The 21,663-nt window shown below is 71.4% G+C and carries 21 protein-coding genes; 17 read left to right on the top strand and 4 right to left on the bottom strand.

The features are described from left to right. Positions 1–51 precede the first annotated feature (51 nt). The 8 genes from ABC766_RS19675 to ABC766_RS19640 all read left to right on the top strand — a co-directional run bounded on the left by ABC766_RS19675 (position 52) and on the right by ABC766_RS19640 (position 8,740). A complete protein-coding gene (locus ABC766_RS19675) occupies positions 52–612 on the top strand; it encodes an isochorismatase family protein (protein ID WP_345819295.1) in 561 nt (186 codons plus the stop codon). After that, the gene (locus ABC766_RS19670; RefSeq protein WP_043352210.1) at positions 609–1,613 is read left to right on the top strand and encodes a GlxA family transcriptional regulator; all 1,005 of its coding nucleotides are present in this window, start codon (positions 609–611) and stop codon (positions 1,611–1,613) included. The genes ABC766_RS19675 and ABC766_RS19670 overlap by 4 nt, the downstream gene beginning before the upstream one ends. A gap of 204 nt (positions 1,614–1,817) precedes the next feature. Continuing rightward, positions 1,818–3,245 carry a dihydropyrimidinase gene (gene hydA, locus ABC766_RS19665; protein WP_345819294.1) on the top strand — a complete coding sequence of 476 codons (1,428 nt, stop codon included), beginning with the start codon at positions 1,818–1,820 and terminating at the stop codon, positions 3,243–3,245. A gap of 298 nt (positions 3,246–3,543) precedes the next feature. Next, a complete protein-coding gene (locus tag ABC766_RS19660; protein WP_075380878.1) occupies positions 3,544–4,539 on the top strand; it encodes an ABC transporter ATP-binding protein in 996 nt (331 codons plus the stop codon). A gap of 16 nt (positions 4,540–4,555) precedes the next feature. Then, positions 4,556–5,812 (top strand): ABC transporter substrate-binding protein, encoded by a 1,257-nt coding sequence (locus ABC766_RS19655; protein ID WP_345819293.1) that lies wholly within the window; start codon positions 4,556–4,558, stop codon positions 5,810–5,812. 202 nt (positions 5,813–6,014) lie between these two features. After that, complete coding sequence (locus ABC766_RS19650) at positions 6,015–6,962, top strand: ABC transporter permease (RefSeq protein WP_345819292.1); 948 nt, start codon at positions 6,015–6,017, stop codon at positions 6,960–6,962. Positions 6,963–6,964: 2 nt separating this feature from the next. After that, the gene (locus ABC766_RS19645) at positions 6,965–7,852 is read left to right on the top strand and encodes an ABC transporter permease (RefSeq protein ID WP_342142180.1); all 888 of its coding nucleotides are present in this window, start codon (positions 6,965–6,967) and stop codon (positions 7,850–7,852) included. Between the two features lie 189 nt (positions 7,853–8,041). Further along, positions 8,042–8,740, top strand: a complete 699-nt coding sequence (locus ABC766_RS19640) for a 50S ribosomal protein L25/general stress protein Ctc (RefSeq protein ID WP_287090920.1) — start codon at positions 8,042–8,044, stop codon at positions 8,738–8,740. A gap of 70 nt (positions 8,741–8,810) precedes the next feature. On the opposite strand, the gene pdxH is transcribed toward ABC766_RS19640, so the two are convergent. Then, a complete protein-coding gene (pdxH, locus tag ABC766_RS19635; protein WP_345819291.1) occupies positions 8,811–9,434 on the bottom strand; it encodes a pyridoxamine 5'-phosphate oxidase in 624 nt (207 codons plus the stop codon). 146 nt (positions 9,435–9,580) lie between these two features. Here pdxH and ABC766_RS19630 point away from each other — a divergent pair, with 146 nt between their 5' ends. Continuing rightward, the gene (locus ABC766_RS19630; RefSeq protein ID WP_374701347.1) at positions 9,581–10,018 is read left to right on the top strand and encodes an RT0821/Lpp0805 family surface protein; all 438 of its coding nucleotides are present in this window, start codon (positions 9,581–9,583) and stop codon (positions 10,016–10,018) included. Between the two features lie 54 nt (positions 10,019–10,072). Here the strand turns inward: ABC766_RS19630 and ABC766_RS19625 are convergent, their stop codons facing one another. Then, entirely contained in the window at positions 10,073–10,372 is a 300-nt protein-coding gene (locus tag ABC766_RS19625) for a hypothetical protein (protein ID WP_345819289.1), read from the bottom strand. A 359-nt stretch (positions 10,373–10,731) separates the two neighbouring features. Here ABC766_RS19625 and ABC766_RS19620 point away from each other — a divergent pair, with 359 nt between their 5' ends. From ABC766_RS19620 to ABC766_RS19600, 5 genes are all read left to right on the top strand, one after another. Continuing rightward, a complete protein-coding gene (locus ABC766_RS19620; protein ID WP_345819288.1) occupies positions 10,732–12,351 on the top strand; it encodes a glucosamine inositolphosphorylceramide transferase family protein in 1,620 nt (539 codons plus the stop codon). Between the two features lie 136 nt (positions 12,352–12,487). Beyond that, on the top strand, positions 12,488–14,464 hold the full coding sequence (locus ABC766_RS19615; RefSeq protein WP_043356576.1) for a monovalent cation:proton antiporter-2 (CPA2) family protein: 1,977 nt from the start codon (positions 12,488–12,490) through the stop codon (positions 14,462–14,464). Positions 14,465–14,481: 17 nt separating this feature from the next. Further along, positions 14,482–15,918 (top strand): MATE family efflux transporter, encoded by a 1,437-nt coding sequence (locus tag ABC766_RS19610; RefSeq protein WP_345819287.1) that lies wholly within the window; start codon positions 14,482–14,484, stop codon positions 15,916–15,918. A 108-nt stretch (positions 15,919–16,026) separates the two neighbouring features. Further along, a complete protein-coding gene (locus ABC766_RS19605; RefSeq protein WP_043356569.1) occupies positions 16,027–16,800 on the top strand; it encodes a DUF937 domain-containing protein in 774 nt (257 codons plus the stop codon). Between the two features lie 73 nt (positions 16,801–16,873). Next, on the top strand, positions 16,874–17,191 hold the full coding sequence (locus ABC766_RS19600) for a cupin domain-containing protein (RefSeq protein ID WP_342142185.1): 318 nt from the start codon (positions 16,874–16,876) through the stop codon (positions 17,189–17,191). A 76-nt stretch (positions 17,192–17,267) separates the two neighbouring features. Here the strand turns inward: ABC766_RS19600 and ABC766_RS19595 are convergent, their stop codons facing one another. Together ABC766_RS19595 and ABC766_RS19590 are read right to left on the bottom strand one after the other, a co-directional pair. Beyond that, positions 17,268–17,714, bottom strand: a complete 447-nt coding sequence (locus tag ABC766_RS19595; protein WP_342142186.1) for a hypothetical protein — start codon at positions 17,712–17,714, stop codon at positions 17,268–17,270. Beyond that, positions 17,711–18,403, bottom strand: coding sequence for a hypothetical protein (locus ABC766_RS19590; RefSeq protein ID WP_342142187.1), 693 nt, complete (start codon positions 18,401–18,403; stop codon positions 17,711–17,713). Before ABC766_RS19590 ends, ABC766_RS19595 begins: the two co-directional genes overlap by 4 nt. A gap of 207 nt (positions 18,404–18,610) precedes the next feature. On the opposite strand from ABC766_RS19590, the gene glyA reads away from it, so the two are divergent. The 3 genes from glyA (at position 18,611) to ribD (ending at position 21,660) form a co-directional block, all read left to right on the top strand. Then, positions 18,611–19,915: a serine hydroxymethyltransferase gene (glyA, locus tag ABC766_RS19585; protein WP_043356556.1), complete on the top strand. Its 1,305-nt coding sequence runs from the start codon at positions 18,611–18,613 to the stop codon at positions 19,913–19,915. A gap of 102 nt (positions 19,916–20,017) precedes the next feature. After that, a complete protein-coding gene (gene nrdR / locus ABC766_RS19580) occupies positions 20,018–20,551 on the top strand; it encodes a transcriptional regulator NrdR (RefSeq protein ID WP_043386431.1) in 534 nt (177 codons plus the stop codon). Then, the gene (gene ribD / locus ABC766_RS19575) at positions 20,548–21,660 is read left to right on the top strand and encodes a bifunctional diaminohydroxyphosphoribosylaminopyrimidine deaminase/5-amino-6-(5-phosphoribosylamino)uracil reductase RibD (RefSeq protein WP_287090437.1); all 1,113 of its coding nucleotides are present in this window, start codon (positions 20,548–20,550) and stop codon (positions 21,658–21,660) included. The genes nrdR and ribD overlap by 4 nt, the downstream gene beginning before the upstream one ends. The last annotated feature ends 3 nt before the right edge of the window (positions 21,661–21,663 follow it).

Below are 21,663 nucleotides of genomic sequence, written 5' to 3'. Positions count from 1 at the left end.
GGGTCAAGCCGAGGAATCCTGCGGCTCGCTTCACCGAGCGGGAGACACGAAATGTCCGATGTTGCGCTGCTGGTCATCGATGTCCAGGAATCCTTCCGGCACAGGCCCTTCTGGAACCACGCCGATGTCGCGCCCTTCACCGAGCGCCTGCAGACGCTCATCGACGGTGCCGCGGCGCGCCGGATTCCGATCCTGCAGATCTTCCACCTCGCCGAGAGCGGCCCCTTCGCCGCCGCCTCCGGCCATGTCCGGACCCTGGAGCCGATCGTGATCGCGCCGGCGGCGATCTTCCACAAGCGTCGGCACAGTGCCCTGGTCGATAGCGGCCTGCCCGGCTGGCTGACGCAGCACGGCATACGGCGCCTGATCGTGTCCGGCATCCGCACCGAGCAATGCTGCGAGACCACCACCCGCCACGCCTCCGACAGCGGCTGGCAGGTGGATTACGTCACCGAGGCGACGCTGACCTTCGCGATGACCCATCCGTCCGGACGCCGGTTCACGGCGGACGACATCAAGGCCCGCACCGAGCTGGTGCTGGTGGACCGCTTCGCCCGCATCGCTACGGTGGAGCAGGCGCTCGCCGGTCGGGACTTGCCGGTCGCGGCATGAGCGGGACGGCGCGGCGCATCCCGGTCCTCGTGGTCTTGCCGCCGCGCACCCTGCTGCTCGACCTCGCGGGACCGGTCGAGGTCCTGCGCATCGCCGGGGCGGCTCAGGAGCGGGTCGCGTTCTCGGTGCGCTACGTGGCGCCGCGGGCGCGCACCCGCTGCTCGATCGGTCTGGATCTCGGCGGCACCGAGCCGCTGCCGGAGGCGATCGCGCCGGGCACCGTGGTGCTCGTGCCGGGCGCGTCGGCCCGGGTGCTCGGCGGCGAGGCCGATCCGGACGAGGGCGCCGCCGAAGCGCGGATCGTCGACTGGCTGCGCGGCGCGGTCCGGCCGGGCCACACCCTGGTGACGGTCTGCGACGGTACGCTGCTGGCGGCCCGGGCCGGCCTGTTCGACGGCTATGCCTGCACCACCCATCACGCGAGCTGCGCCCGGCTCGCAGCCCTGGCGCCGCAGGCGCGGGTGCTGGAGAACAGGCTGTTCGTGCAGGACCGGGACCGGTTCAGCAGCGCCGGCGTGACCGCGGGCGTGGACCTGATGCTCCATCTCGTCGCCGAATGGGCCGGCCCGGCCGCGGCGCTGGCGGCGGCCCGGACCCTGGTGGTCTACATGCGGCGCGGCCCCGACGACCCGCAGCTCTCACCCTGGCTCGAAGGCCGCAGCCACCTGCACCCGGTGGTGCACCGCGCCCAGGACGCGATCACCGCCGAACCCGCCCGCGCCTGGTCCCCCGAGATCCTCGGCCGCCTCGCCGGGGCGAGCCCGCGCAACCTCGCCCGGCTGTTCCGGGTCCATGCCGGGATGACGGTGACCGATGCGGTCAACCGCGCCCGGATCGCGCTGGCCCGGGACCTGATCGCCCAGACCGACCTTGCCCTGGAGCAGGTCGCCGACCGCGCGGGCTTCGGCTCGGCCCGCCACATGCGGCGGGTCTGGCGTCAGTTCCACGACGCCGCGCCCTCGAATCTCCGAACCCAAATCTTGGTTTCGAAAGGTCCGTGACCTTTCGCGGGTCCAGGGCGGAGCCCTGGGGCCTCAGGGGCACCGCCCCCGAACCCCTGCCAAAGGGGTGAGCCCTTTGGGATCCCCCTGACCACGCTCTGGACCCCGCCGGATGGCTGTGCCCTCCTCGCATCGTCCGAATCGGCGCGGACGATGCATCCGCCCGTCCCGACAGGCGCCCGCGGGCGCGGAGGAGAGCGCATCATGCCCGAATTCGACCTGGCGATCCGCGGCGGGACCGTGGTCACGGCGAGCGACACGGTGCGGGCGGATGTCGGCGTGCGCGGCGGCCGGATCGTGGCTGTGGCCGAGGGCATCGCCGACGCCGCCCGGGTGATCGACGCCTCCGGCCTGCTGGTCCTGCCCGGCGGCATCGACAGCCATGTCCACATCGCCCAGGATTCGGGCCCCGGCATCGTCATGGCCGACGACTTCGCCAGCGCCACCCGAGCGGCGGCGGCCGGCGGCAACACCTGCGTGATGCCCTTCGCGCTCCAGCCCCGGGGCGCCTCCCTGCGCGGCGCGGTCGACGCCTACCGGGCCAGGGCCGAGGGCCAGTGCCACGTCGACGTGGCGATCCACATGATCATCTCGGACCCGACCGAGGCGGTGCTCGGCCAGGAGCTGCCGGCCTTGGTCGCCGACGGCTACACCTCGTTCAAGGTCTTCATGACCTACGACGACCTCGTGCTGAACGACCGCCAGCTCCTCGACGTGTTCCACGTCGCGCGGCGGCAGGGCGCCCGGGTCATGGTCCACGCGGAGGGCTACGACGCGATCCGCTACCTCAGCGAGCGTCTGGAGCGGGCGGGCGAGACCAGGCCCTATGGCCACGCCCTGTCGCGCCCCGAGATCGTCGAGCGGGAGGCGGCCCACCGGGCGATCAGTCATGCCGAGCTGATCGACCTGCCGATCGTGATCGTCCACGTCTCGGGCCGCGAGGCCACCGAGCAGATCGCCTGGGCTCAGGGACGGGGCCTGAAGATCCGGGCCGAGACCTGCCCGCAATACCTGACCCTGACGGCCGAAGACATGAAGGGGCTCGGCCAGGACGACCCGATGGCGGGGTCGAAATACGTCTGCTCGCCGCCGACGCGGGACGTCGAGAGCCAGGAGGCGGTGTGGTCGGGGATCCGGCGCGGGATCTTCGACGTGGTCTCGTCCGACCATTGCCCGTTCCGCTACGACGACCCGCAGGGCAAGCTGAACCCGCGGGGTAAGACCTCCTTCCGCTGGATCCCGAACGGCATCCCCGGCATCGAGACGCGGCTGCCGGTGTTCTTCTCGGAAGGGGTCTCGAAGGGGCGCATCAGCCTCAACCAGTTCGCCGCGCTCACCGCCACGAACCACGCGAAGCTCTACGGGCTCTACCCGCGCAAGGGCTCGATCGCCCCGGGCTTCGACGCCGACCTGACCCTCTGGGACCCGAAGCGGCGCGAGACCATCCGCCAGGCGAACCTGCGTCACGGCTCCGACTACACGCCCTGGGAGGGGTTCGAGGTCACCGGCTGGCCGGTGATGACCATCGCGGGCGGTGCGGTGATCGCCGAGGACGGCCGGGTCCTGTCCGAGCCGGGGTGCGGGCGGGTGCTCGACCGGACGGTCGATCCGGCCGAGCGGCGGGAGGCATAGCCTTGGCCCGCCGCTTGCTCTCCGGTGTCGGATGGCGGGCGACACAGGGGGAATCGATGTTGCGGACGCGGCGTCGACCGGATCGAGCGCGGGTCCCCTCTCCCGTGCGGGCGAGGGACAGGGTGAGGGGCGTGCGGCTTCCGGATAGGGCGCGCACGGCAAGGGTGTGCCCCGTCCTGAACGTTCTCGTCCCTCACCCCTACCCTCTCCCGCACGGGAGAGGGGGCGTGTCGCGGCCTTCAAGAGTGATCGTGCCACTCTTGTATCTTGCACATCGCCGGAAGCAGGCGAGCCTCACATGAATGTCGAGCTGATCGGCCTGACCAAGCGCTACGGCGCGGCGACCGCGGTCGATGCCATCGACCTGAAGGTGCCGTCCGGGGCCTATTGCTGCCTGCTCGGCCCCTCCGGCTGCGGCAAGACCACGACGCTCCGGATGATCGGCGGCCACGAGCGCGCCAGCGCGGGCGACGTGGTGATCGGCCCGAAGGCGGTGGGCGACGCGGCGCCGTCCGAGCGCGGCACCGCCATGATGTTCCAGAGCTACGCCCTGTTCCCGCATCTCGATGCGCGGGACAACGTCGCCTTCAGCCTGCGGATGCGCGGAATCGGCAAGGCGGAGCGCCGGGCCAAGGCCATGGCGATGCTCGACCTCGTGCAGATGGGCCACCTCGCCGGGCGCCTGCCGGCCCAGCTCTCCGGCGGCCAGCAGCAGCGCGTCGCGCTCGCCCGCGCCCTCGTCACCGGCCCGAAGGTGCTGCTGCTCGACGAGCCGCTCTCGGCGCTCGACCCGTTCCTGCGGGTGCGGATGCGGGTCGAGCTGAAGCGGATCCAGACCGAGCTGGGCCTCACCTTCATCCACGTCACCCACAGCCAGGAGGAGGCGATGGCGCTCTCCGACCTCGTGGTGGTGATGAATGCCGGGCGGATCGAGCAGGCCGCCGACCCGCGCACCGTGTTCGAGCGGCCGGCGACAGCCTTCGTGGCCCGGTTCATCGGCGGCCACAACGTGATCCGCCTGCCCGACGGGCTCATCGCCGTGCGGGCGGACCGGATGCGCCTCGGCGCCGAGGCCGGCCCCGCCGCACGGCCGGCCCGGGTGGTGGCGGTCGAGTACCAGGGCACCAGCGTCCATGTCGGCCTCGACGCCGAGGGGCTGGAGCGCGCGCCTGAGAGCCCCGCCGCCCTCACGGCGATCCTCAGCGACGCGGATTTCGCGGCCCGCCCGCTGCGCCCGGGCGACACGATTCCGGTCGGCTGGGACGCGGCCGCCGCCCACCGCCTCGACGCGTAACCGTACGGAGACGACGATGGACCTTTCCCCGAGCCGCCGCACGCTCCTGAAGGGCGCCGCCGCCTTGGCCGTCGCACCGGTCACCGGCTTCCCGGCGGTGCACGCCGCCGAGCCGGTGACCCTGCGCTACCTCGGCACCGCGGTGAACCAGTCCGCCGACATCGCCAGGAAGGTGAAGGAGGATCTGGGCCTCACCATCGAGTACATACCGGTGGTGACCGACGAGGTGACCAAGCGCGTCGTCACCCAGCCGAATTCCTTCGACCTGGTCGACACCGAGTATTTCAGCCTCAAGAAGATCCTGCCCTCCGGCAACCTCCAGGGCATGGACGCCAAACGGATCAAACTGGCCGACAAGATCTCGTCGATCTTCACCAAGAGCGAGGTGGGGGGCCGGAAGATCGGCGACCAGGGCACGGCCCCCCGGAAGGTCTTCTATCTGGAGGGCCAGGATTCGAAAAAATTTGCCGGCGAACAGACCGAGTGGATCTCGCTGATCCCCACCGTCTATAACGCCGACACGCTGGGCATCCGGCCGGACCTGATCAAGATCCCGGTGACGAGCTGGAAGGAGCTCCTCAACCCGGCCTTCAAGGGCAAGGCCTCGATCCTCAACATCCCGTCCATCGGCATCATGGACGCCGCCATGGTGGTGGAGGCGACCGGCGACTACACCTACGGCGACAAGGGCAACATGACGCGCCCTGAGATCGACCGCACCATCAAGGTGCTGATCGAGGCCAAGCGCGCCGGCCAGTTCCGCGCCTTCTGGCAGGACTTCAACGAATCCGTGAACCTGATGGCCTCGGGCGAGACGGTGATCCAGTCGATGTGGTCGCCCGCCGTCACCAAGGTGCGCGCGCAGGGCGTGCCCTGCACCTACCAGCCGTTGAAGGAGGGCTACCGGGCCTGGGCCTCGGGCTTCGGCATCCCCAAGACCCTGAGCGGCAAGAAGCTCGATGCCGCCTACGATTTCATCAACTGGTTCCTCTCCGGCTGGGCCGGGGCCTACCTGAACCGGCAGGGCTACTACTCGGCGGTGCTGGAGACCGCACAGGCGAACATGCAGCCCTACGAATGGGCCTTCTGGATGGAGGGCAAGCCCGCCGAGAAGGACATCCTCGGTCCCGACGGCACCTTGATCGAGAAGGCCGGCGCCACCCGCGACGGCGGCTCCTTCGACACGCGGATGGGCGCGGTCGCCTGCTGGAACGCCGTGATGGACGAGAACACCTACATGGTGCGCAAGTGGAACGAGTTCATCGCGGCGTGAGGGCGGTGGGCGCCCCCTCCCCGTCCTTCCTCCGCGGGCCCTCGGAGACGCCCGTCCTGCGCGGCCACGCGGCTGCCGGATGGAACGCGCGCCCCCTCTCCCGCACGGGAGAGGGGGCGCGGTGCGCCTCGCGGGAGCCGATGTGTGAACATCGGAGCCCGCAGAGGGGAAGGGAAGCGGCGGCGCGCGTGGGGCGAATCCGATGACCGATCTCGCCCTGCCCGCCGCCCTGCCCGCCGCCGAGACCGCCGCGCGGACCGCAGCCCCCACCGTTGCGGGCCGCCCGCGCCGCCGCACCCTCGCCTATCTCCAGGCCGCGCCGCTGGCCCTCGTCTTCCTCGTCTTCCTGGTGGTGCCGCTGGTGCTCACCGGGATCGTCTCGCTGTGGGAGTACAACGAGTACGAGATCATCCCGGCGCTGACCCTGCAGAACTACGCCGACGTCTTCGACGGCTGCCTGTCCGCCGACCTCTGCACCACGCTGCGCACCTATCTCTCGACGGTGAAGTTCGTCGCGCTGACGCTGGCGATCACCCTGCCGCTGGGCTTCGCCATCGCCTACTTCCTGGCCTTCCACATCCGCTCCGGCACGGTGCGGATGGGGCTGTTCCTGCTCTGCACGATGCCGTTCTGGACCTCGAACGTGATCCGCATGATCTCGTGGATCCCGCTGCTCGGCCGCAACGGCCTCGTCAACGACACGCTCCGTGCCCTCGGGCTGATCCGCGCGCCGATCGAGGGCCTGCTCTACTCCGACTTCGCGGTGGTCCTGGCCTTCGTGCACCTCGACACGGTGTTCATGATCGTGCCGATCTTCAACAGTCTCGCGCGAATCGACCGGCGCCTGATCGAGGCGGCGCGCGACGGCGGCGCGTCCGGCGCGCAGATCCTCTGGACCGTGATCCTGCCGCTGGCCAAGCCCGGCATCGCTATCGGGACGATCTTCGTGACGACCCTGGTGATGGGCGACTTCGTCACCGTCGGCGTCATGGGCGGCCAGCAGATCGCCAGCGTCGGCAAGGTGATCCAGGTGCAGATGGCCTACCTGCAATTCCCGGCGGCCGCGGCCAACGCCATGGTGCTCTTGGCTGCCGTGCTGCTGATGATCCTGGGACTCACCCGGATGATCGACCTCCGGCGGGAGCTGTAGCGATGGACCGGCCCCGCGGCCTCGCCTTCTATCTCCTGGCCGGCGTCTTCGCCCTCTACGTCCTGTTCCTCTACGGGCCGACGCTGACCATCCTGGCCCTAAGCTTCCAGGGGCCCTCCGGCGGGCTGACCTTCCCGATGAACGGCGTGTCGACCCACTGGTTCGCCAAGCTGTGGGAGGGCGTCGGCGTGGTCGACATCTGGGCGGCTCTTCGGCGCTCCCTGGCGCTCGGTCTCGTGGTGATGGCGCTCACCGTGACGATCGCCTTCTATGCCGGCCTCGCCTTCCGAAAGGGGTTTCGGGGGGCCGGCCTCGTCTTCGCCCTGGCGGTGTCGAGCCTGATCGTGCCCTCGATCGTGGTCTCGCTGGGCATCGGGCTGGAGTTCCGGCTCCTCGACGATGCGATCAAGGCGCTTGCCGCCGCCACCGGCTGGGGGTTCCTGGAGGATCACGGCACGCTCATGGGCCTCTACAGCTCGGCGCTGGGGGCGCACCTGACCTGGACGCTGCCCTTCGGCCTGCTGATCATGTTCGCGGTCTTCAACCGGTTCGACCCGGCCTACGAGGAGGCCGCCCGAGACCTCGGCGCCAGCGGCCCGCAGACGCTGCGCCACGTGGTGGTCCCGATCCTCGCGCCCGCGCTCGTCGGCGTCGCGCTGTTCGGCTTCACCCTGTCGTTCGACGAACTCGCCCGCACCAGCCAGGCGATCGGCGGCCGCAACACCCTGCCGCTGGAATTGCAGGGCCTGACCACCACGGTGACGACGCCGGAGATCTATGCGCTGGGCACGATGACCACCGCCGTCTCGGCCCTGGTGATCGGGACCGCGCTCGGCCTGACCCTGTGGCTGCAGAAGCGCCGGGCGCGGCGGGCGTTGGCCGGCCTGTGATGGATGCCGGACGGCCGGGCCGCCAGGGTTCGGCGGCCCGGCCGCATTGCCAACCCACCCCCATCCGTGTATGCGCAGCCCGCGCCCCCGAGACACCCTTGGAGGCAGGGGCGCGTCGGGAAGGGCTTGGCCGTCCGCACAGGGCGGCCTTTTCGCGTTCCGGCTCCAGCAATTCGTAAGGATCACGCCATGAGCGCAGTCAAGACGCTTGAGGCCGTGGCACGCGACCGGGTCGGCAAGGGGGCCGCCCGGGCCGTTCGTCGCCAGGGCCAGATTCCCGCCGTCATCTACGGCGGTGGCCAGCCGCCGCAATCCATCGCGGTCGATCTCATCCGCACCCGCACCCTGATCTACGCGGGCGGCTTCAAGACGACGCTGTTCGAGATCAACGCTGGCGGCAAGAAGATCCGCGCGATCCCGCGCGACTTCCAGCTCGACCCGGTCTCCGGCGTGCCGCTGCACGTCGACTTCCTGCGCGTCGTCTCGGGCCAGACCGTCACCGTCGAGGTGCCGGTGCACTTCGTCAACGAGGACGCGGCCCCCGGCATCAAGAAGCTCGGCGGCACCCTCAACATCGTGGCCCACACGCTCGCCCTCGACGTCGCCCCGGATCAGATCCCGGATGCGATCGAGGTCGACCTGACCGGCCGCGCGATCGGCGACGTGATCCACGTCTCCGACATCAAGATCCCGGCCGGCACCTACACCGGTGAGGCGACCGATCCGGTTGCCAACATCGTGCCGCCGACCGTGCTGGGCGCCGAGGTGGAGGCCGAGGAGGCCGCCATCGCCGAGGCGCAGTCGGCCGAGGCCGCCGAGGAGAAGGCCGAAGCCGAAGCCGAGGCCGAGGCCGCCGAGGACGAGAAGAAGGACGGCGAGGAGGCCTGAGCCTCGTCGCACTGCTCCGCACTCTCGAGAGCCCCGGCCCTGCCGGGGCTCTCTTCGTTCCGGCGGGCGGTCAGGGATAGAGCCGCGCGCGGCTCCAGCCGTCGCCGGTCCGGGTGAAGCGGACCCGGTCGTGCAGGCGGAAATCGCCGTTCTGCCAGAACTCGAGGGTGACCGGCACGATGCGGAAGCCGGTCCAGTGCTCCGGCCGGGGGATCGGCCCTTCGCCGTAGCGCTCGGAGAGGTCCGCCACGGCGCTCATCAGCGTGGCGCGATCGGCGAGCGGGCGTGATTGCTGGCTGGCGATGGCGCCGAGCCGACTCTCGCGGCGGCGGCTCTGGAAATAGGCATCCGCCTCCTCGGCCGTCACCGGCGTGATCGGGCCCCGGGCCCGCACCTGCCGACGCAGGCTCTTCCAGTGCAGCACCAGGGCGGCTTGCGGGTTCTGGGCCAACTCCTCCCCCTTGGTGGATTGCGTGTTGGTGTAGAAGACGAAGCCGCGGGCGTCGAAACCCTTCAGCAGCACCATCCGCACGTCCGGCAGCCCGTCCGACCCGGCGGTGGCGAGCGCCATCGCGTTCGGGTCCTCGGGTTCGGCCGCCTCCGCGTCCTTCATCCAGGAAGCGAACAGCCCGAAGGGGTCGTCGCTCAGTGTGAAGTCCGCGCTCTTCGGGTCATCGGTCCTTAACTGATCCACGCCAAGACTCCTGCCTGCCGCGTCAAGGGCCTGAGGGGGCACCGACATCGGCATGTTCGGTCGAGCGGAAAGCCCGTCGTGAGTCAGGTGTAATGCGGCGATGCGCGTGTAAAGGGCCAAGCCGGCGGACGCGCATCTGCGCGTCCGTGTCGGTCGTGTCGGTGGCGATGGCCCTGTGCGGCTGCAGCCAGCCTCTGCTGATCTTCCGGGGCGATCCCCCGGCGGCGCCGCGCGTGGTCGAGGAGCCCACCGTCACCGGCAGCATCGAGAAGCGGCCTGTGAGCTTCGGGGACGACCTCGCCGAGGAGGATTGGCGCCGGGCGCGTGCCGCCCTGGGCGTCGCCCTGGATCCGCAGGGCAACGGGCGGCCCGTGAAATGGGACAATCCGGAGACCGGGCTTCACGGGTCGGTCAACCCGACCGGCCTGCCCTATGTCTCGGACGACCTGATCTGCCGTAACTTCCTGGCCTCGGTGATCGGACCGGCCCGCAGCCGCTTCGTCCGCGGCACCGGCTGCAAGCTCTCGGGCGGCCCATGGACGCTGAAGCGCGTCCGGAGCGCGAGCGGCGCCGGCCGCTCCTGAACGAGGCCGCCGCGCCCGGCGGCCTCAGCCAAGTCATTCAGCCGGCGAGGTTTCTCAGTAGGGGTGGCCGTAATACGGCCGCACGCGCAACCGCGGCTGCGCCGCCGGCGGGGCGGCGTAGCGGGCCGCGGCCTCCGGATCGTAAGTCCGGATGTAAGGGTCGAGGGCTGGGTCGCGGTAATTGCCGTTGTTGACCCCGGCCGAACGATCGTTGCCGCTCAGCGCCGCGTAGGGCGAGAGGCCGCTGCCGCTGTCGCCGCCACCACCGCCACCGCCGCCCCAGGCAAAGGCCATCCCCGGAGTGGCGGCGAGGAGCATCGCCGCGAGGGGCATCGTCAGCGTCTTGCGCGTCATGTCCTGTCTCCGCACCATGTCATTGCCAAGCGAACGGTCCAGCTGAAAGCGCGGTTCCCTCAAAGGCGGACTCTGGCGCGAACCGCCGCGGCTTCACGGCATTGTATCACCGTCTGCCAACACCCGCCTATTCGACGCCCTGAATTTCGATTTTTTCGGTTCACCGCCCAGAAATCGTCTCCGCTGTTAAGATTGAACCGGTAGACATCGATCCGGCCGTGCTTGATCGTGGCGCGGCGTAACAGAATTCGAGCCTGCGCGACGACCGTATCGGCGGTCACCGCCGGGCGCATACCGGGTCTGGCTGCCGTGAACGTCGATACGAAAGCCGGCACGCGGGGCATGAGGCCGACCGGCTGATGGAGCGGGCGACCGGAGGCATGGACCGGCCATCGGCGGCCGGCGGCCGGGCTCCCGCCCGGGCCGAGCCTTCGCCCTCGCGGACGCTCCCCCGCAGCCGGACCGTCACCGTTCGACTGGACCGCCGGGCGCTGCGCGGCTGGCATATCCGCCTTCTCGACCAGCTCGGGCAGCGGCCCGACCACCGGATCCGCGTCGCATGGGTCGACCACGCGGGGGGGCTGCCGCCGAACGCGGAACTCCTGTTCCGGCTGGAGGCCACCATCCACGGCCTGCCCCGGCCGGGCCTGGCCACGGCGGCCGAGCCGGTGGCGCTCGCGTCCTACGAGGCGAGCTCCGCGGGCGAGGAGCTCCGCAGCAGCGGCGCCCAGGATCTCGTCCTCGATCTCTCGAGCGCGCCTGCGGAACCGGGATCGGCACCGGCGTGGCGGCTCGACTATGACGGGTTGCCGGGCGAAGCCGGCCTGCTCGCGGCCCTGTTCGCCCATGGTGCCCCGGTGGCGGCCCTGCGTGGAGCGGACGGCAAGCCGGTGGCCTTGGGGCGCCTGGGCGCGGAATCGCATACGGTGATGCTCGCGGCCTTCGAGGGCTACCTCGCGCGGACCATCACGCTGATCCTCGCCGCCCTCGACGGCGCCGCCTCGACGGAGCTTCCCGACGGCGCCGGGGCGCCCCTGCAGCCCGCGACCGCCTACGACCTCGGCGGCCTGGGCGCCCGGCGGCGGGCCGCCGGGGGGCTCGCCCGGCAGATCGCCCGCAGGCTCTACGCCCTCTGCTTCCACGGCCCGCATTGGCGGGTGGGCTGGCGCCGGATCGTCGGCCCCGACCTGATCGATCTGCGCCGGCATCCCGAGGGCGGCTGGCAGGTCCTTCCCGACGACGGCCGGCGCTTCTACGCCGACCCCTTCGCGATCGCCCGGGACGGCGCCGTGACCCTGTTCGTGGAGGAGTTCGACTATCGCCGCGGCAAGGGCGTGATCGCCGCGGTGGGCTTCGGGGAGACCGGACCCCGCGGCCGTCCGGAGCCGGTGCTCGAACTCGAGACCCATCTCTCCTACCCGTTCGTGTTCGAGGCGGACGGACAGGTCTGGATGATCCCGGAATCCCACGCCTCCGGCACGATCGACCTCTACCGGGCCACCGACTTCCCGCGCGGATGGGTCCACGAGGCGGTGCTCCTCGACGGGGTCGTGGCCGGGGATGCGACCCTGCTGCAGCATGGCGGCCGCTGGTGGATGTTCGCCACGGTCCGGGCCGGCGGGGGCAGCTATTCCGACACCCTGCATCTCTGGCACGCGCCGCATTTCCGCGGGCCCTGGACCCCGCACCGGCACAACCCGGTGTTGATCGACATCGGCTCGGCCCGGGCCGCGGGCCCGATCGTGGCGCGCGACGGCGGCCTGATCCGGCCGGTCCAGGATTGCCGCGAGGGCTACGGCGCGGCGCTCGGCCTCGCCCGGATCCTGCGCCTCGACGAGGAGGCCTACGCGCAGCGGGTCGAGACGCGCCTGCGGCCCGGGGCGGCCTGGCCGGGCACGCGCCTGCACATGCTGAGCGCCGCCGGCGGCTTCGAGTTCATCGACGGCTCGCACCGGGCCCGCACGCGACTCCTGGGCTGATCCCGGCCCGCGCCGCGCCCGGCGCGGACCCGTCGGTGCCGAACGGCACCCGCGGACGGCTCGCATCCCGGCCCCGCGCACGCTAAGCGGGGGGCTCCACCCGCGCCGATCCAGCAGAACCGCCGGGACGATCACCATGGCGAGCCCCGTCGAACATGCGAGCTTCCTGCCGCCGGTCCTGACCTTCCTCACGGCGGCGGTGATCGGCGTGCCGATCTTCCGGCTGATCGGCCAGAGCGCCGTGCTGGGCTATCTCGTGGCCGGGGTGCTGATCGGGCCCTCGGGCCTGTCGCTGATCGCCGAGCCCGAGACGGCGGCGAGCGTCGCCGAGATCGGCGTGGTGCTGCTGCTCTTCATCGTCGGCCTGGAACTGCACCTGTCGCAGCTCGTCTCGATGCGGCGCGACATCTTCGGCCTCGGCACCGCGCAGCTCGTCCTCTGCGCGCTGGTGCTCGGCGGCGCCGGAATCCTGGCGGGCCTCAGCTTGGGCGCCGCCGCGGTGATCGGCCTCGCCCTGGCGCTCTCGGCCACCGCGGTGGCCCTGCAGCTCCTGGAGGAGCGGGGCGATCTCTCCAGCGCCTATGGCGGCCGCGCCTTCGCGGTCCTGCTGTTCCAGGACCTCTCGGTGGTCGGCATCCTGGCGCTGATGCCCCTGCTGGCCTCGGCGGGGGAGGCGACCGACGTCTCCTGGCTCGGGGAGGCGGCCCTCTCCACCGGCAAGGCGCTCGCGGCGATCCTGGCGGTGGTGCTGGTCGGCCGCTACGGCCTGAACCCCTTCTTCCGGCTGCTCGCCGCGAGCGGCGCCCGCGAGGTGATGACCGCCGCCGCGCTCCTGGTGGTGCTCGGCACCGCGCTCCTCATGGAGCAGGTCGGCCTGTCGATGGCGATGGGCGCGTTCCTCGCCGGCATCCTGCTGGCCGAGTCGAACTTCCGCCACCAGCTGGAGGCCGATATCGAGCCGTTCCGCGGCATGCTGCTCGGCCTGTTCTTCATGAGCGTCGGCATGTCGATCGACGGCAACCTCGTGCGGGAGGTCTGGCCCGCCCTGTTCGGCGCCACCCTGGCGGCGATCCTGGTCAAGGTCGCCATCGTGGCCGGCCTGTTCCGGCTGTTCGGCTCGGACACGCTGGGGGCCCTGCGGGGGGCGGCGGTGCTGGCGCCCGCGGGCGAGTTCGCCTTCGTGCTGCTGCCCCAGGCCCAGGATCTCGGCCTCACCGGCGTCACGGCGACGCGCTTCGCCGTGGCGCTCGCCGCGCTGACCATGCTGATCGGGCCGATCGCCGCCAAGGGGCTCGACAAGCTGATCGAGCGGCGCACCGCGCGCAGCACCCGCGCGCTGGAGGCACCCTCCACCGAGCTGACCGAGAGCGGCGACGCCAGGGTGCTGGTGATCGGCTTCGGCCGCTTCGGGCAGGTGCTGACGCAGGTGCTGATGGCCGAGGGCATCCCCGTCACGGTGATCGACAAGGACGTGGAGCAGCTCCGCGCGGCCTCGCGCTTCGGCTTCCGCATCTATTACGGCGACGGCACCCGGCTCGACGTGCTCCGCGCCGCCGGGATCGGCCGGGTCGAGCTGGTCTGCATCTGCGTCGACGACCGGGAGGGCGCCCTCAAGATCGTCGACATCGTCCACGAGGAGTTCTCCAGCGTGCGCACCTTCGTGCGCGCCTACGACCGCCTGCACGCGGTGGAGCTGATGAACCGGGACGTCGACTACCAGATCCGCGAGACCGCCGAATCCGCCCTCGCCTTCGGACGGTCGGCGCTCGAAGGGCTCGGCCTGTCGCCGGAGGCCGCCTCGGCCCGGGCCGACGACGTGCGCAAGCGCGACATCGCCCGCCTCGTCCTGCAGCAGGCCGGGGCCCTGCCGGACGGCGCCGGCTGGATGCGCGGCGCCGCGGCGGGTCTGAAGCCCGAGCCGCTGACCATTCCGGTCCGGCCGGCGCGGGCGCTCAGCACCGAGACCCGCGACCTCGTGGGCAGCGACCGGCGCGAGGCGGCCGAGCGGCTGCTGGAGAAGCCCGCACTGGCGCCGCAGGAGACGGACGCCGCCGAGGGGGAGGCCGATCCGGAGGCGGAGCTGGAAGCGGAAGGCAGCGCCCGGGATGCGTGACCGGCCGGATGTCTGACATGTCCGACGGGCCGCCCCCGGCGGAGGCGGGCCGCTTCGTCACCGGCTCGATCCTCCGGCACGTGGTGGTGATGGCCGCCACCGGATCGGTGGGGCTGATGGCGATCTTCGTCGTCGACCTCTTGTCGCTGCTCTACGTGTCGACGCTCGGCGACCCGAACCTCACCGCGGCGGTCGGCTTCGCCGGCATCGTGCAGTTCTTCGCCACGGCGGTGAATATCGGCCTGATGATCGCCGCCGGGGCCCTGGTCGGGAAGGCCGTCGGCGCGCGCGACCGCGCGGCGGCGCGGCGCCTCGCAACCTCCGCGCTGGTCCTCGGCAGCCTCGTGGCCGCCCTCATCGCGGTGCTGATCGCGCTGCTCGCCGACCCGCTCCTGGCCCTGATCGGCGCGAAGGGCGAGGCGCTGCGGGTGGCGATCCTGTTCCTCCACATCACCCTTCCCTCGAACCTGCTGCTCGCCGCCGGCATGCTGTTCACAGGCCTGCTGCGCGCGGTGGGCGAAGCCAGGCAGGCGATGTCGGTCACCCTGGCCGGAGCGGTGGTCACCGCACTGCTCGATCCGCTGCTGATCTTCGGGGCCGGCCTCGGCGTCACGGGCGCGGCGATCACCGTCTGCGTCGCGCGCGCGACCTTCGTGGCGGTGGGCGTCCGCGGCGTCGCCCGGCACGGCCTCCTCCGCCGGCCGCACCTGTCCGACCTGCCGGCCGACGCCGCCGCCCTGGCCGGCGTCGCGGGACCGGCCGTGCTCACGAATCTCGCCCCCTCGGTGGCGAGCGCGTTCCTGGCACGGCTGTTCGCCGGCTACGGGGCGGATGCGGTCGCCGCCGCGTCGGTGATCGACCGCCTGACGCCGGTGGCCTTCGGCGGCCTGTTCGCCCTGTCGGGGGCGATCGGCCCGATCCTGGCGCAGAACTGGGGCGCGGGCCTGTTCGACCGGATGCGCGGCGTGCTGCGCGCGGCGGTCCGGGTGACGCTGGTCTATGTCGCCGTGGTCTGGCTCGTCCTGGCGCTGACCCGGGGATGGCTCGCCACCCTGTTCGGCCTGCACGGGGTCGCGGCCGAGCTCTTCGGCTTCTTCTGCCTCGTCGGCGGCGCGATCTGGTTCTTCAACGGGCTGCTGTTCCTCGGCAACGCCGCCTTCAACAATCTCGGCTTCCCCCTGCGCTCGACGCTGCTGAACTGGGGGCGCGCGACCCTCGGCACTGTCCCCCCGGCGATGCTCGGGGCGGCGCTCTACGGCCCCCGCGGCGTGGTCGCCGGGATGGGCGTGGGATCCCTGGTCTTCGGCGCCCTCGGCATCCTGCTGGCCCGCCGCACGGTGGACCGCCTGGAAGGGAGCGGCCGGCGCGGGCGTGAGCCCGAGGCTGCGGCGGCGGTGCTGGAGAGGCCGGCGCCGCTGCCGCCGGGCCATGCCCATCCCGAGCCGTTGCACTGAGACGGCGGAGAAGGCGCAAGTTCCGCGGGGAAGAACTGGTATTTCCCCGCGTGACGGGTCACCATACCCTGTCTCGGCCTGTCCCGGCCGGGGCAGGATCGAGGCGTCATGTTCAACCCGCTCGAGATGTTCCAGGCCCAGGGCGAGGCCGGGCTTCAGGCCATGGCCCAGCAATTCGGCCTGACGACTGAGCAGACGGCCCGCGCCTTCGAGGCGCTGATGCCGGCCCTGACCCTGGGGCTCCAGCGCAGCGTCGGCGTGGACCCGACCGGCTTCGCCCGGATGTTCGGACTGGAAGCCGCCAAGCCCGCGCCGCCGCAGGGCTTCGAGGCGCTCAGCCAGATGTTCGGCTCGGCGCAGCTGATGCAGGCCGTGCTGCGGCAGGCCTCGGCCACGAGCGGCGTCGGCGCGCAGGTGCTGCGCCAGATGCTGCCGATGATGGCGGGGGCCGTGGTGGCGAGCATCGTCCATGTCATGCTGAACCAGCCGCAGGCCGAGCCCGCGCAGGCGCGGTCGAGCCCGCCGCCGCCCGTTCCGTTCCCGTTCGGGCCGGCCTGGGCCGAGATGGCCAAGGCGATGATGCCCGCGGTCCAGCCGCCGGCGCCGCCGCCGAAGCCGGCCGCCAAGCCGACCGCGAAGCCGTCGCAGGGGACCGCAGGCGAAGCCGGCTCGGATGTGTTCCAGCAGATGATGCGCACCGGGGCTGAGGTTCAGGGCAACAACATCCGGGCGATGCAGGAGCTGTTCGAGACCTTCTGGCCTGCCTCCGGGGGCGCGACGCCCCAGTCCTCGGACGGCACCCCGGCACGTCCCGATCCGGCGCCCGCCGATCCGGCGGCGGGCAAGGGCCGGCGCGGTCGCCCGTCCGGCGGGACCGGTTGACGCAGGGACAGGGCCCGGGCGGACGTTGACCCCGCGGATCGAAGCGGCCACCTGTCGCCGAGGAGATGCGCCGATGAGCGACCATTTGACCGCCTGGGATGATCGCACGGAGAGCGTCGCCGGGAATGGCGTCGCCAAGCGAGCGATCCCGGGTGCGGGTGCCAGCCTCGTGCGCGTGGTGGTGCCGGCGGGCATCTCGGCGCCGGCCCACAGTCACGACCACGAGCAGTTCGTGCAGGTGCTCGCGGGCTCCGGGGTCCTGGAGACCGAGCAGGGTCGCAAGCCGTTCTCGGCCGGCAGCGTGTTCCACTTCCCGGCCGGGGCGTGGCACGCGGCCGAATTCGAGACCGAGACGGTCTTGATCGAGACGAACCTCGAGGCGCAGGTCTGACATAGGTCCGGCGGGCGTGGTTGGTTCGCCGGGACTCCTCGGCCGGCTCAGGCTCGGCGCCGAGGAGGAGGACGGATCATTCCGGTCCGGGGCCGAGTTGCCGTTCCAGTTCCTCAGCCGCGGGCACCGTCTTGCGCGTGTACCGGATGGCCTGATCGGCGGTCAGCAAGCGACCGTCCTCGGGAAAGAAGGCGAGCCCCCCGACCGATGTCACGCAGGCCGTGATCGCCATCAGGGCGCCGATGGATTCCGCGATGGTGCCGAACCAGAACGCGTACACGCATGGCCAGGAGCCGGCGAAGTCGGTCTCCGGATAGGTTTCCTTCAATTCCGAGAACGGCACGATCGAGCACTCGAAGCCCGAGGCCCGGCCGCGCCGCACGGCCGGCAGATGCCCCGACGAGGCCGGCGGAATCGTCGTTCCACGAAGCTGCAGATCGAAACCGAGCGCGTCCAGGCCGGCCTGCCAATCCGATACGCCGGCGAGTGGTCTCGGACACAGGGCGTACGCTTCCATACTCATGCGAGCACGACTCCGCGTGTGACGGCGACAGAGATGCGGCTCTTGACGGAGATGCCGCGGAGCAGGTGGATCTCGATGACCGGGACGCTGTCGCCGACACCTGCGCCGGCCCGCAGGGCACGGATGCGGCGCGGCGACAGACCCGTTTCGCCGGTCTTGATGTCCCAGATCGCCCGGATCGGCGCTGCGCTTGTCCGGTCATCCCGGAGGAGAACATCCGTGCGTCTGCTGCCGGACAGGCCGTGGCGGACGATGTCGCCGGCGACGAAGCTCTGCTCGACACCGTGCCTGCCGATCCCGGGGAGATCCAGCGCGCGCAGGCGGGCCGCCAGGCTGGCGTGGATCTGGAATCCGTAGAGGAACCCCTCTCCCGGCTCGGTGCTCGCGACGACGTCCTTCAGGACATCGAGGATCTCATCGGTCTTCGCGTCGATCCGAGGATCACCCGTTCGGTCCTTGCGAACGACGGTGAGCGACCCGGCCTCTCCGCACCACCGACCATCGCGGCCCCGTCGCCGATCCGGTCTGAATCCGGCTTTGATGCCCCGGCGTTCCAGGGCCACGAAGGCTCGGCTCAAGCGAAGCTCCGGGAGGGAATACGCCCAGATCACATCGGGATCATGATCTCGCATTGCGCCAGAACCCGCCGTCCTTGTTCCTGTTTTATTCCATGATTCTTTTCCTTCCATCCAGCGATCTCAGGTTGCATTAGGAAAACACTTCGACCCCATCCGGCCGAGCGGGCGCCGGGCCTGCGGCAAATTATTCTTGGCGCGCGAGCAAAATGCCTGCGCTTGGCCTGAGCCGTCGGCGCGTGTAGGAATCCCACCTTGAACGCCCGCCCGTGCACGCCGACGAAAGGCCGGGCATCGCCCCTACCAGAACAGAGGCAGACCATGAGCGCCGGTACCGCCGCCGACAAGCACTTCTCCAACAGCTTCTTCGCCGCCCCCCTCACGGAGACCGATCCCGAGATCGCCGAGGCGGTGGCCAAGGAGCTCGGCCGTCAGCAGCACGAGATCGAGCTGATCGCCTCGGAGAACATCGTCTCCCGCGCCGTGCTGGAGGCGCAGGGCTCGGTGCTGACCAACAAGTACGCGGAGGGCTATCCGGGCCGGCGCTACTACGGCGGCTGCCAGTTCGTGGACATCGCCGAGGATCTCGCCATCGAGCGCGCCAAGCGCCTGTTCGATTGCGGCTTCGCCAACGTGCAGCCGAACTCGGGCTCCCAGGCCAATCAGGGCGTGTTCCTGGCCCTGATGCAGCCCGGCGACACCTTCCTGGGCCTCGACCTCGCCGCGGGCGGCCACCTGACGCACGGCGCCCCGCCGAACGTCTCGGGCAAGTGGTTCAAGCCGGTCTCCTACACGGTGCGCCGCGAGGACCAGCGGATCGACATGGAGCAGGTCGCCCAGCTCGCACAGGAGCATAAGCCGAAGGTGATCATCGCCGGCGGCTCGGGCTACCCGCGCCACTGGGACTTCGCCAAGTTCCGCGAGATCGCCGACTCGGTGGGCGCCTACTTCATGGTCGACATGGCCCATTTCGCGGGCCTCGTTGCGGCCGGCGTTCATCCGTCGCCGTTCCCGCACGCCCATGTCGCCACCACGACGACCCACAAGACGCTCCGCGGCCCGCGCGGCGGCATGATCCTGACGAACGACGAGGCGCTGGCCAAGAAGTTCAACTCGGCGATCTTCCCGGGCATCCAGGGCGGCCCGCTGATGCACGTCATCGCCGGCAAGGCCGTGGCCTTCGGCGAGGCGCTGAAGCCCGAGTTCAAGATCTACGCCCGCCAGGTGGTGGAGAACGCCAAGGCGCTCGCCGACACGCTGATCTCGGGCGGCTACGACATCACCTCGGGCGGCACCGACAACCACCTGATGCTGGTCGACCTGCAGCGGAAGGGCCTCACCGGCAAGGCGGCGGAAGCCGCGCTGTCGCGGGCGCACATCACCTGCAACAAGAACGGCGTGCCCTTCGACACGCAGAAGCCGACCATCACCTCGGGCATCCGGCTCGGCACCCCCGCCGGCACGTCCCGCGGCTTCGGCGTCGCCGAGTTCAAGCAGATCGGCGGCTTCATCGTCGAGGTGCTGGACGGGCTCGCCGCCAAGGGTGAGGCGGGCGACAGCGCGGTCGAGGCCGATGTCAAGACCCGCGTCCATGCCCTCACGGACCGGTTCCCGATCTACGGCTGAGGCGTGAGCGGGGCCGGTCTTTCGGGCCGCCCTTCGGTGGATTAGGAAACGGCCGCGGATCCGACCGGTCCGCGGCCGTTTCCATGCCCGAGTATCCCATCCATGCGGTGTCCCTATTGCGGCGGCTCCGAGACCCAGGTGAAGGACTCGCGGCCCTCCGAGGACGGGGCCGCGATCCGGCGGCGCCGGGTCTGCCCCGACTGCGCCGGCCGCTTCACCACCTTCGAACGGGTGCAGCTGCGCGAGGTCGTGGTGCTCAAGCGCTCGGGCAAGCGCGTGCCCTTCGACCGGGACAAGCTTCAGCGTTCCATCGACGTGGCGCTCCGCAAGCGCGCCGTCGATCCGGAGCGGATCGAGCGGCTGGTCAGCGGCATCACCCGGCAGCTCGAGAGCGCCGGGGAGCCCGAGGTGACATCCGAGGCGATCGGCGAACTGGTGATGGCGGGGCTCAAGGGTCTCGACGACGTCGCCTACGTGCGCTTCGCCTCCGTCTACAAGAACTTCCGCGAGGCGAAGGACTTCGAGGACCTGCTCGGCACGCTGAGCGACGGTAGCCCGGTGCCGGCGGCCGTGCCGGGGCCGGACGCCGAGCTGGAGCCCGAGGCACCGGGGCGGCGCCGCGCCGGCCGCCCATGAGCGACGATACCCACTTCATGCGCCTCGCCCTGGCGCTGGGCCGCCGCGGTCTCGGCACCACGTGGCCGAACCCGTCGGTCGGCGCCGTGGTGGTCGAGCCCGGGACCGGGCGCATCCTCGGGACGGCGGCGACGGCGCGGGGGGGACGCCCGCACGGGGAGCCCGTGGCGCTGGCCGCCGCGGGGGACGCCGCCCGCGGCGCGACCCTCTACGTGACCCTTGAGCCGTGCTCACATCACGGCCGCACGCCGCCCTGCACCGACGCCATCCTGGCCTCCGGGATCGCCCGGGTGGTCAGTGCCCTGGAGGATCCCGACCCGCGGGTGGCGGGGCGGGGCCACGATCTCCTGAGACAGGGCGGCGTCGCGGTCGAGACCGGGCTGATGCGGGATGCGGCGGCGCGCGACCATGTCGGCCACATCACCCGGGTGACACGCGGCCGCCCGGCCCTGCACCTCAAGCTCGCCCGCACCCGCGACGGCTTCTGCGCCGCCGCCGGTCCGGAGCGCCTGCGCATCACCGGCCCGGTGGCGGACGGGGCGGTCCATCTCTGGCGCGCCCATGCCGACGCGATCCTGATCGGCATCGGCACCGCCCGGGCGGACGACCCGTCGCTGACCGTCCGGCTGCCGGGCCTGGACGGGCGCTCACCCCTGCGGGTCGTGCTCGACACGCATCTGCGGCTCTCGCCCGCCAGCGTCCTGGCGCGGACCGCCCGCGACACGCCGACCCTGGTGCTCACCACCCGCTCGGCCCCGGCCCATGCGCGGCGCGCCCTGGAGGCGCTCGGCGTCGAGGTCGCGACCGTCCCGGCGGACGCCGCGGCCGGCGGGATCGATCTCCCGGCGGCCCTGGCGCAGCTGGGCGAGCGCGGCCTGACCCGCCTGTGCAGCGAGGGCGGCCCCCGCCTTGCGGAGGCGCTCGCACGGGCCGATCTGATCGATACCTGCACGCTGGTCACCGGTCCGGTGGAACTGGGACCGGCGGGCGGTCTTCCGGCGCTGGGGCCCGCCCTGGCGGAGGCCCTGGCGGGCGACCGGTTCCGCGAGGCCGAGCGGCTCACGTTCGGGCCCGACGAGGCCGTGACCTACGAGCGCAACAGGACGTAAGCG

The organism is Methylobacterium fujisawaense (genome assembly GCF_039619325.1).
Taxonomy (GTDB): Bacteria; Pseudomonadota; Alphaproteobacteria; order Rhizobiales; family Beijerinckiaceae; genus Methylobacterium; species Methylobacterium fujisawaense.
Note: the sequence above shows the minus strand (reverse complement) of the source record. Positions and strands in the feature narration are given on the sequence as shown.

What these genes read in the sequence shown, in the direction of transcription:
- ABC766_RS19620 (WP_345819288.1), top strand. Translation starts at nt 10,732, where the DNA reads ATGGAGCGGGCGACCGGAGGCATGGACCGGCCATCGGCGGCCGGCGGC.
- ABC766_RS19650 (WP_345819292.1), top strand. Translation starts at nt 6,015, where the DNA reads ATGACCGATCTCGCCCTGCCCGCCGCCCTGCCCGCCGCCGAGACCGCC.
- ABC766_RS19605 (WP_043356569.1), top strand. Translation starts at nt 16,027, where the DNA reads ATGTTCAACCCGCTCGAGATGTTCCAGGCCCAGGGCGAGGCCGGGCTT.
- ABC766_RS19640 (WP_287090920.1), top strand. Translation starts at nt 8,042, where the DNA reads ATGAGCGCAGTCAAGACGCTTGAGGCCGTGGCACGCGACCGGGTCGGC.
- ABC766_RS19660 (WP_075380878.1), top strand. Translation starts at nt 3,544, where the DNA reads ATGAATGTCGAGCTGATCGGCCTGACCAAGCGCTACGGCGCGGCGACC.
- nrdR (WP_043386431.1), top strand. Translation starts at nt 20,018, where the DNA reads ATGCGGTGTCCCTATTGCGGCGGCTCCGAGACCCAGGTGAAGGACTCG.
- ABC766_RS19655 (WP_345819293.1), top strand. Translation starts at nt 4,556, where the DNA reads ATGGACCTTTCCCCGAGCCGCCGCACGCTCCTGAAGGGCGCCGCCGCC.
- glyA (WP_043356556.1), top strand. Translation starts at nt 18,611, where the DNA reads ATGAGCGCCGGTACCGCCGCCGACAAGCACTTCTCCAACAGCTTCTTC.
- ABC766_RS19615 (WP_043356576.1), top strand. Translation starts at nt 12,488, where the DNA reads ATGGCGAGCCCCGTCGAACATGCGAGCTTCCTGCCGCCGGTCCTGACC.
- ABC766_RS19600 (WP_342142185.1), top strand. Translation starts at nt 16,874, where the DNA reads ATGAGCGACCATTTGACCGCCTGGGATGATCGCACGGAGAGCGTCGCC.
- ABC766_RS19670 (WP_043352210.1), top strand. Translation starts at nt 609, where the DNA reads ATGAGCGGGACGGCGCGGCGCATCCCGGTCCTCGTGGTCTTGCCGCCG.
- ABC766_RS19645 (WP_342142180.1), top strand. Translation starts at nt 6,965, where the DNA reads ATGGACCGGCCCCGCGGCCTCGCCTTCTATCTCCTGGCCGGCGTCTTC.
- ABC766_RS19590 (WP_342142187.1), bottom strand. Translation starts at nt 18,403, where the DNA reads ATGGAAGGAAAAGAATCATGGAATAAAACAGGAACAAGGACGGCGGGT.
- ABC766_RS19595 (WP_342142186.1), bottom strand. Translation starts at nt 17,714, where the DNA reads ATGAGTATGGAAGCGTACGCCCTGTGTCCGAGACCACTCGCCGGCGTA.
- ribD (WP_287090437.1), top strand. Translation starts at nt 20,548, where the DNA reads ATGAGCGACGATACCCACTTCATGCGCCTCGCCCTGGCGCTGGGCCGC.
- hydA (WP_345819294.1), top strand. Translation starts at nt 1,818, where the DNA reads ATGCCCGAATTCGACCTGGCGATCCGCGGCGGGACCGTGGTCACGGCG.
- ABC766_RS19610 (WP_345819287.1), top strand. Translation starts at nt 14,482, where the DNA reads ATGTCCGACGGGCCGCCCCCGGCGGAGGCGGGCCGCTTCGTCACCGGC.
- ABC766_RS19675 (WP_345819295.1), top strand. Translation starts at nt 52, where the DNA reads ATGTCCGATGTTGCGCTGCTGGTCATCGATGTCCAGGAATCCTTCCGG.
- ABC766_RS19625 (WP_345819289.1), bottom strand. Translation starts at nt 10,372, where the DNA reads ATGACGCGCAAGACGCTGACGATGCCCCTCGCGGCGATGCTCCTCGCC.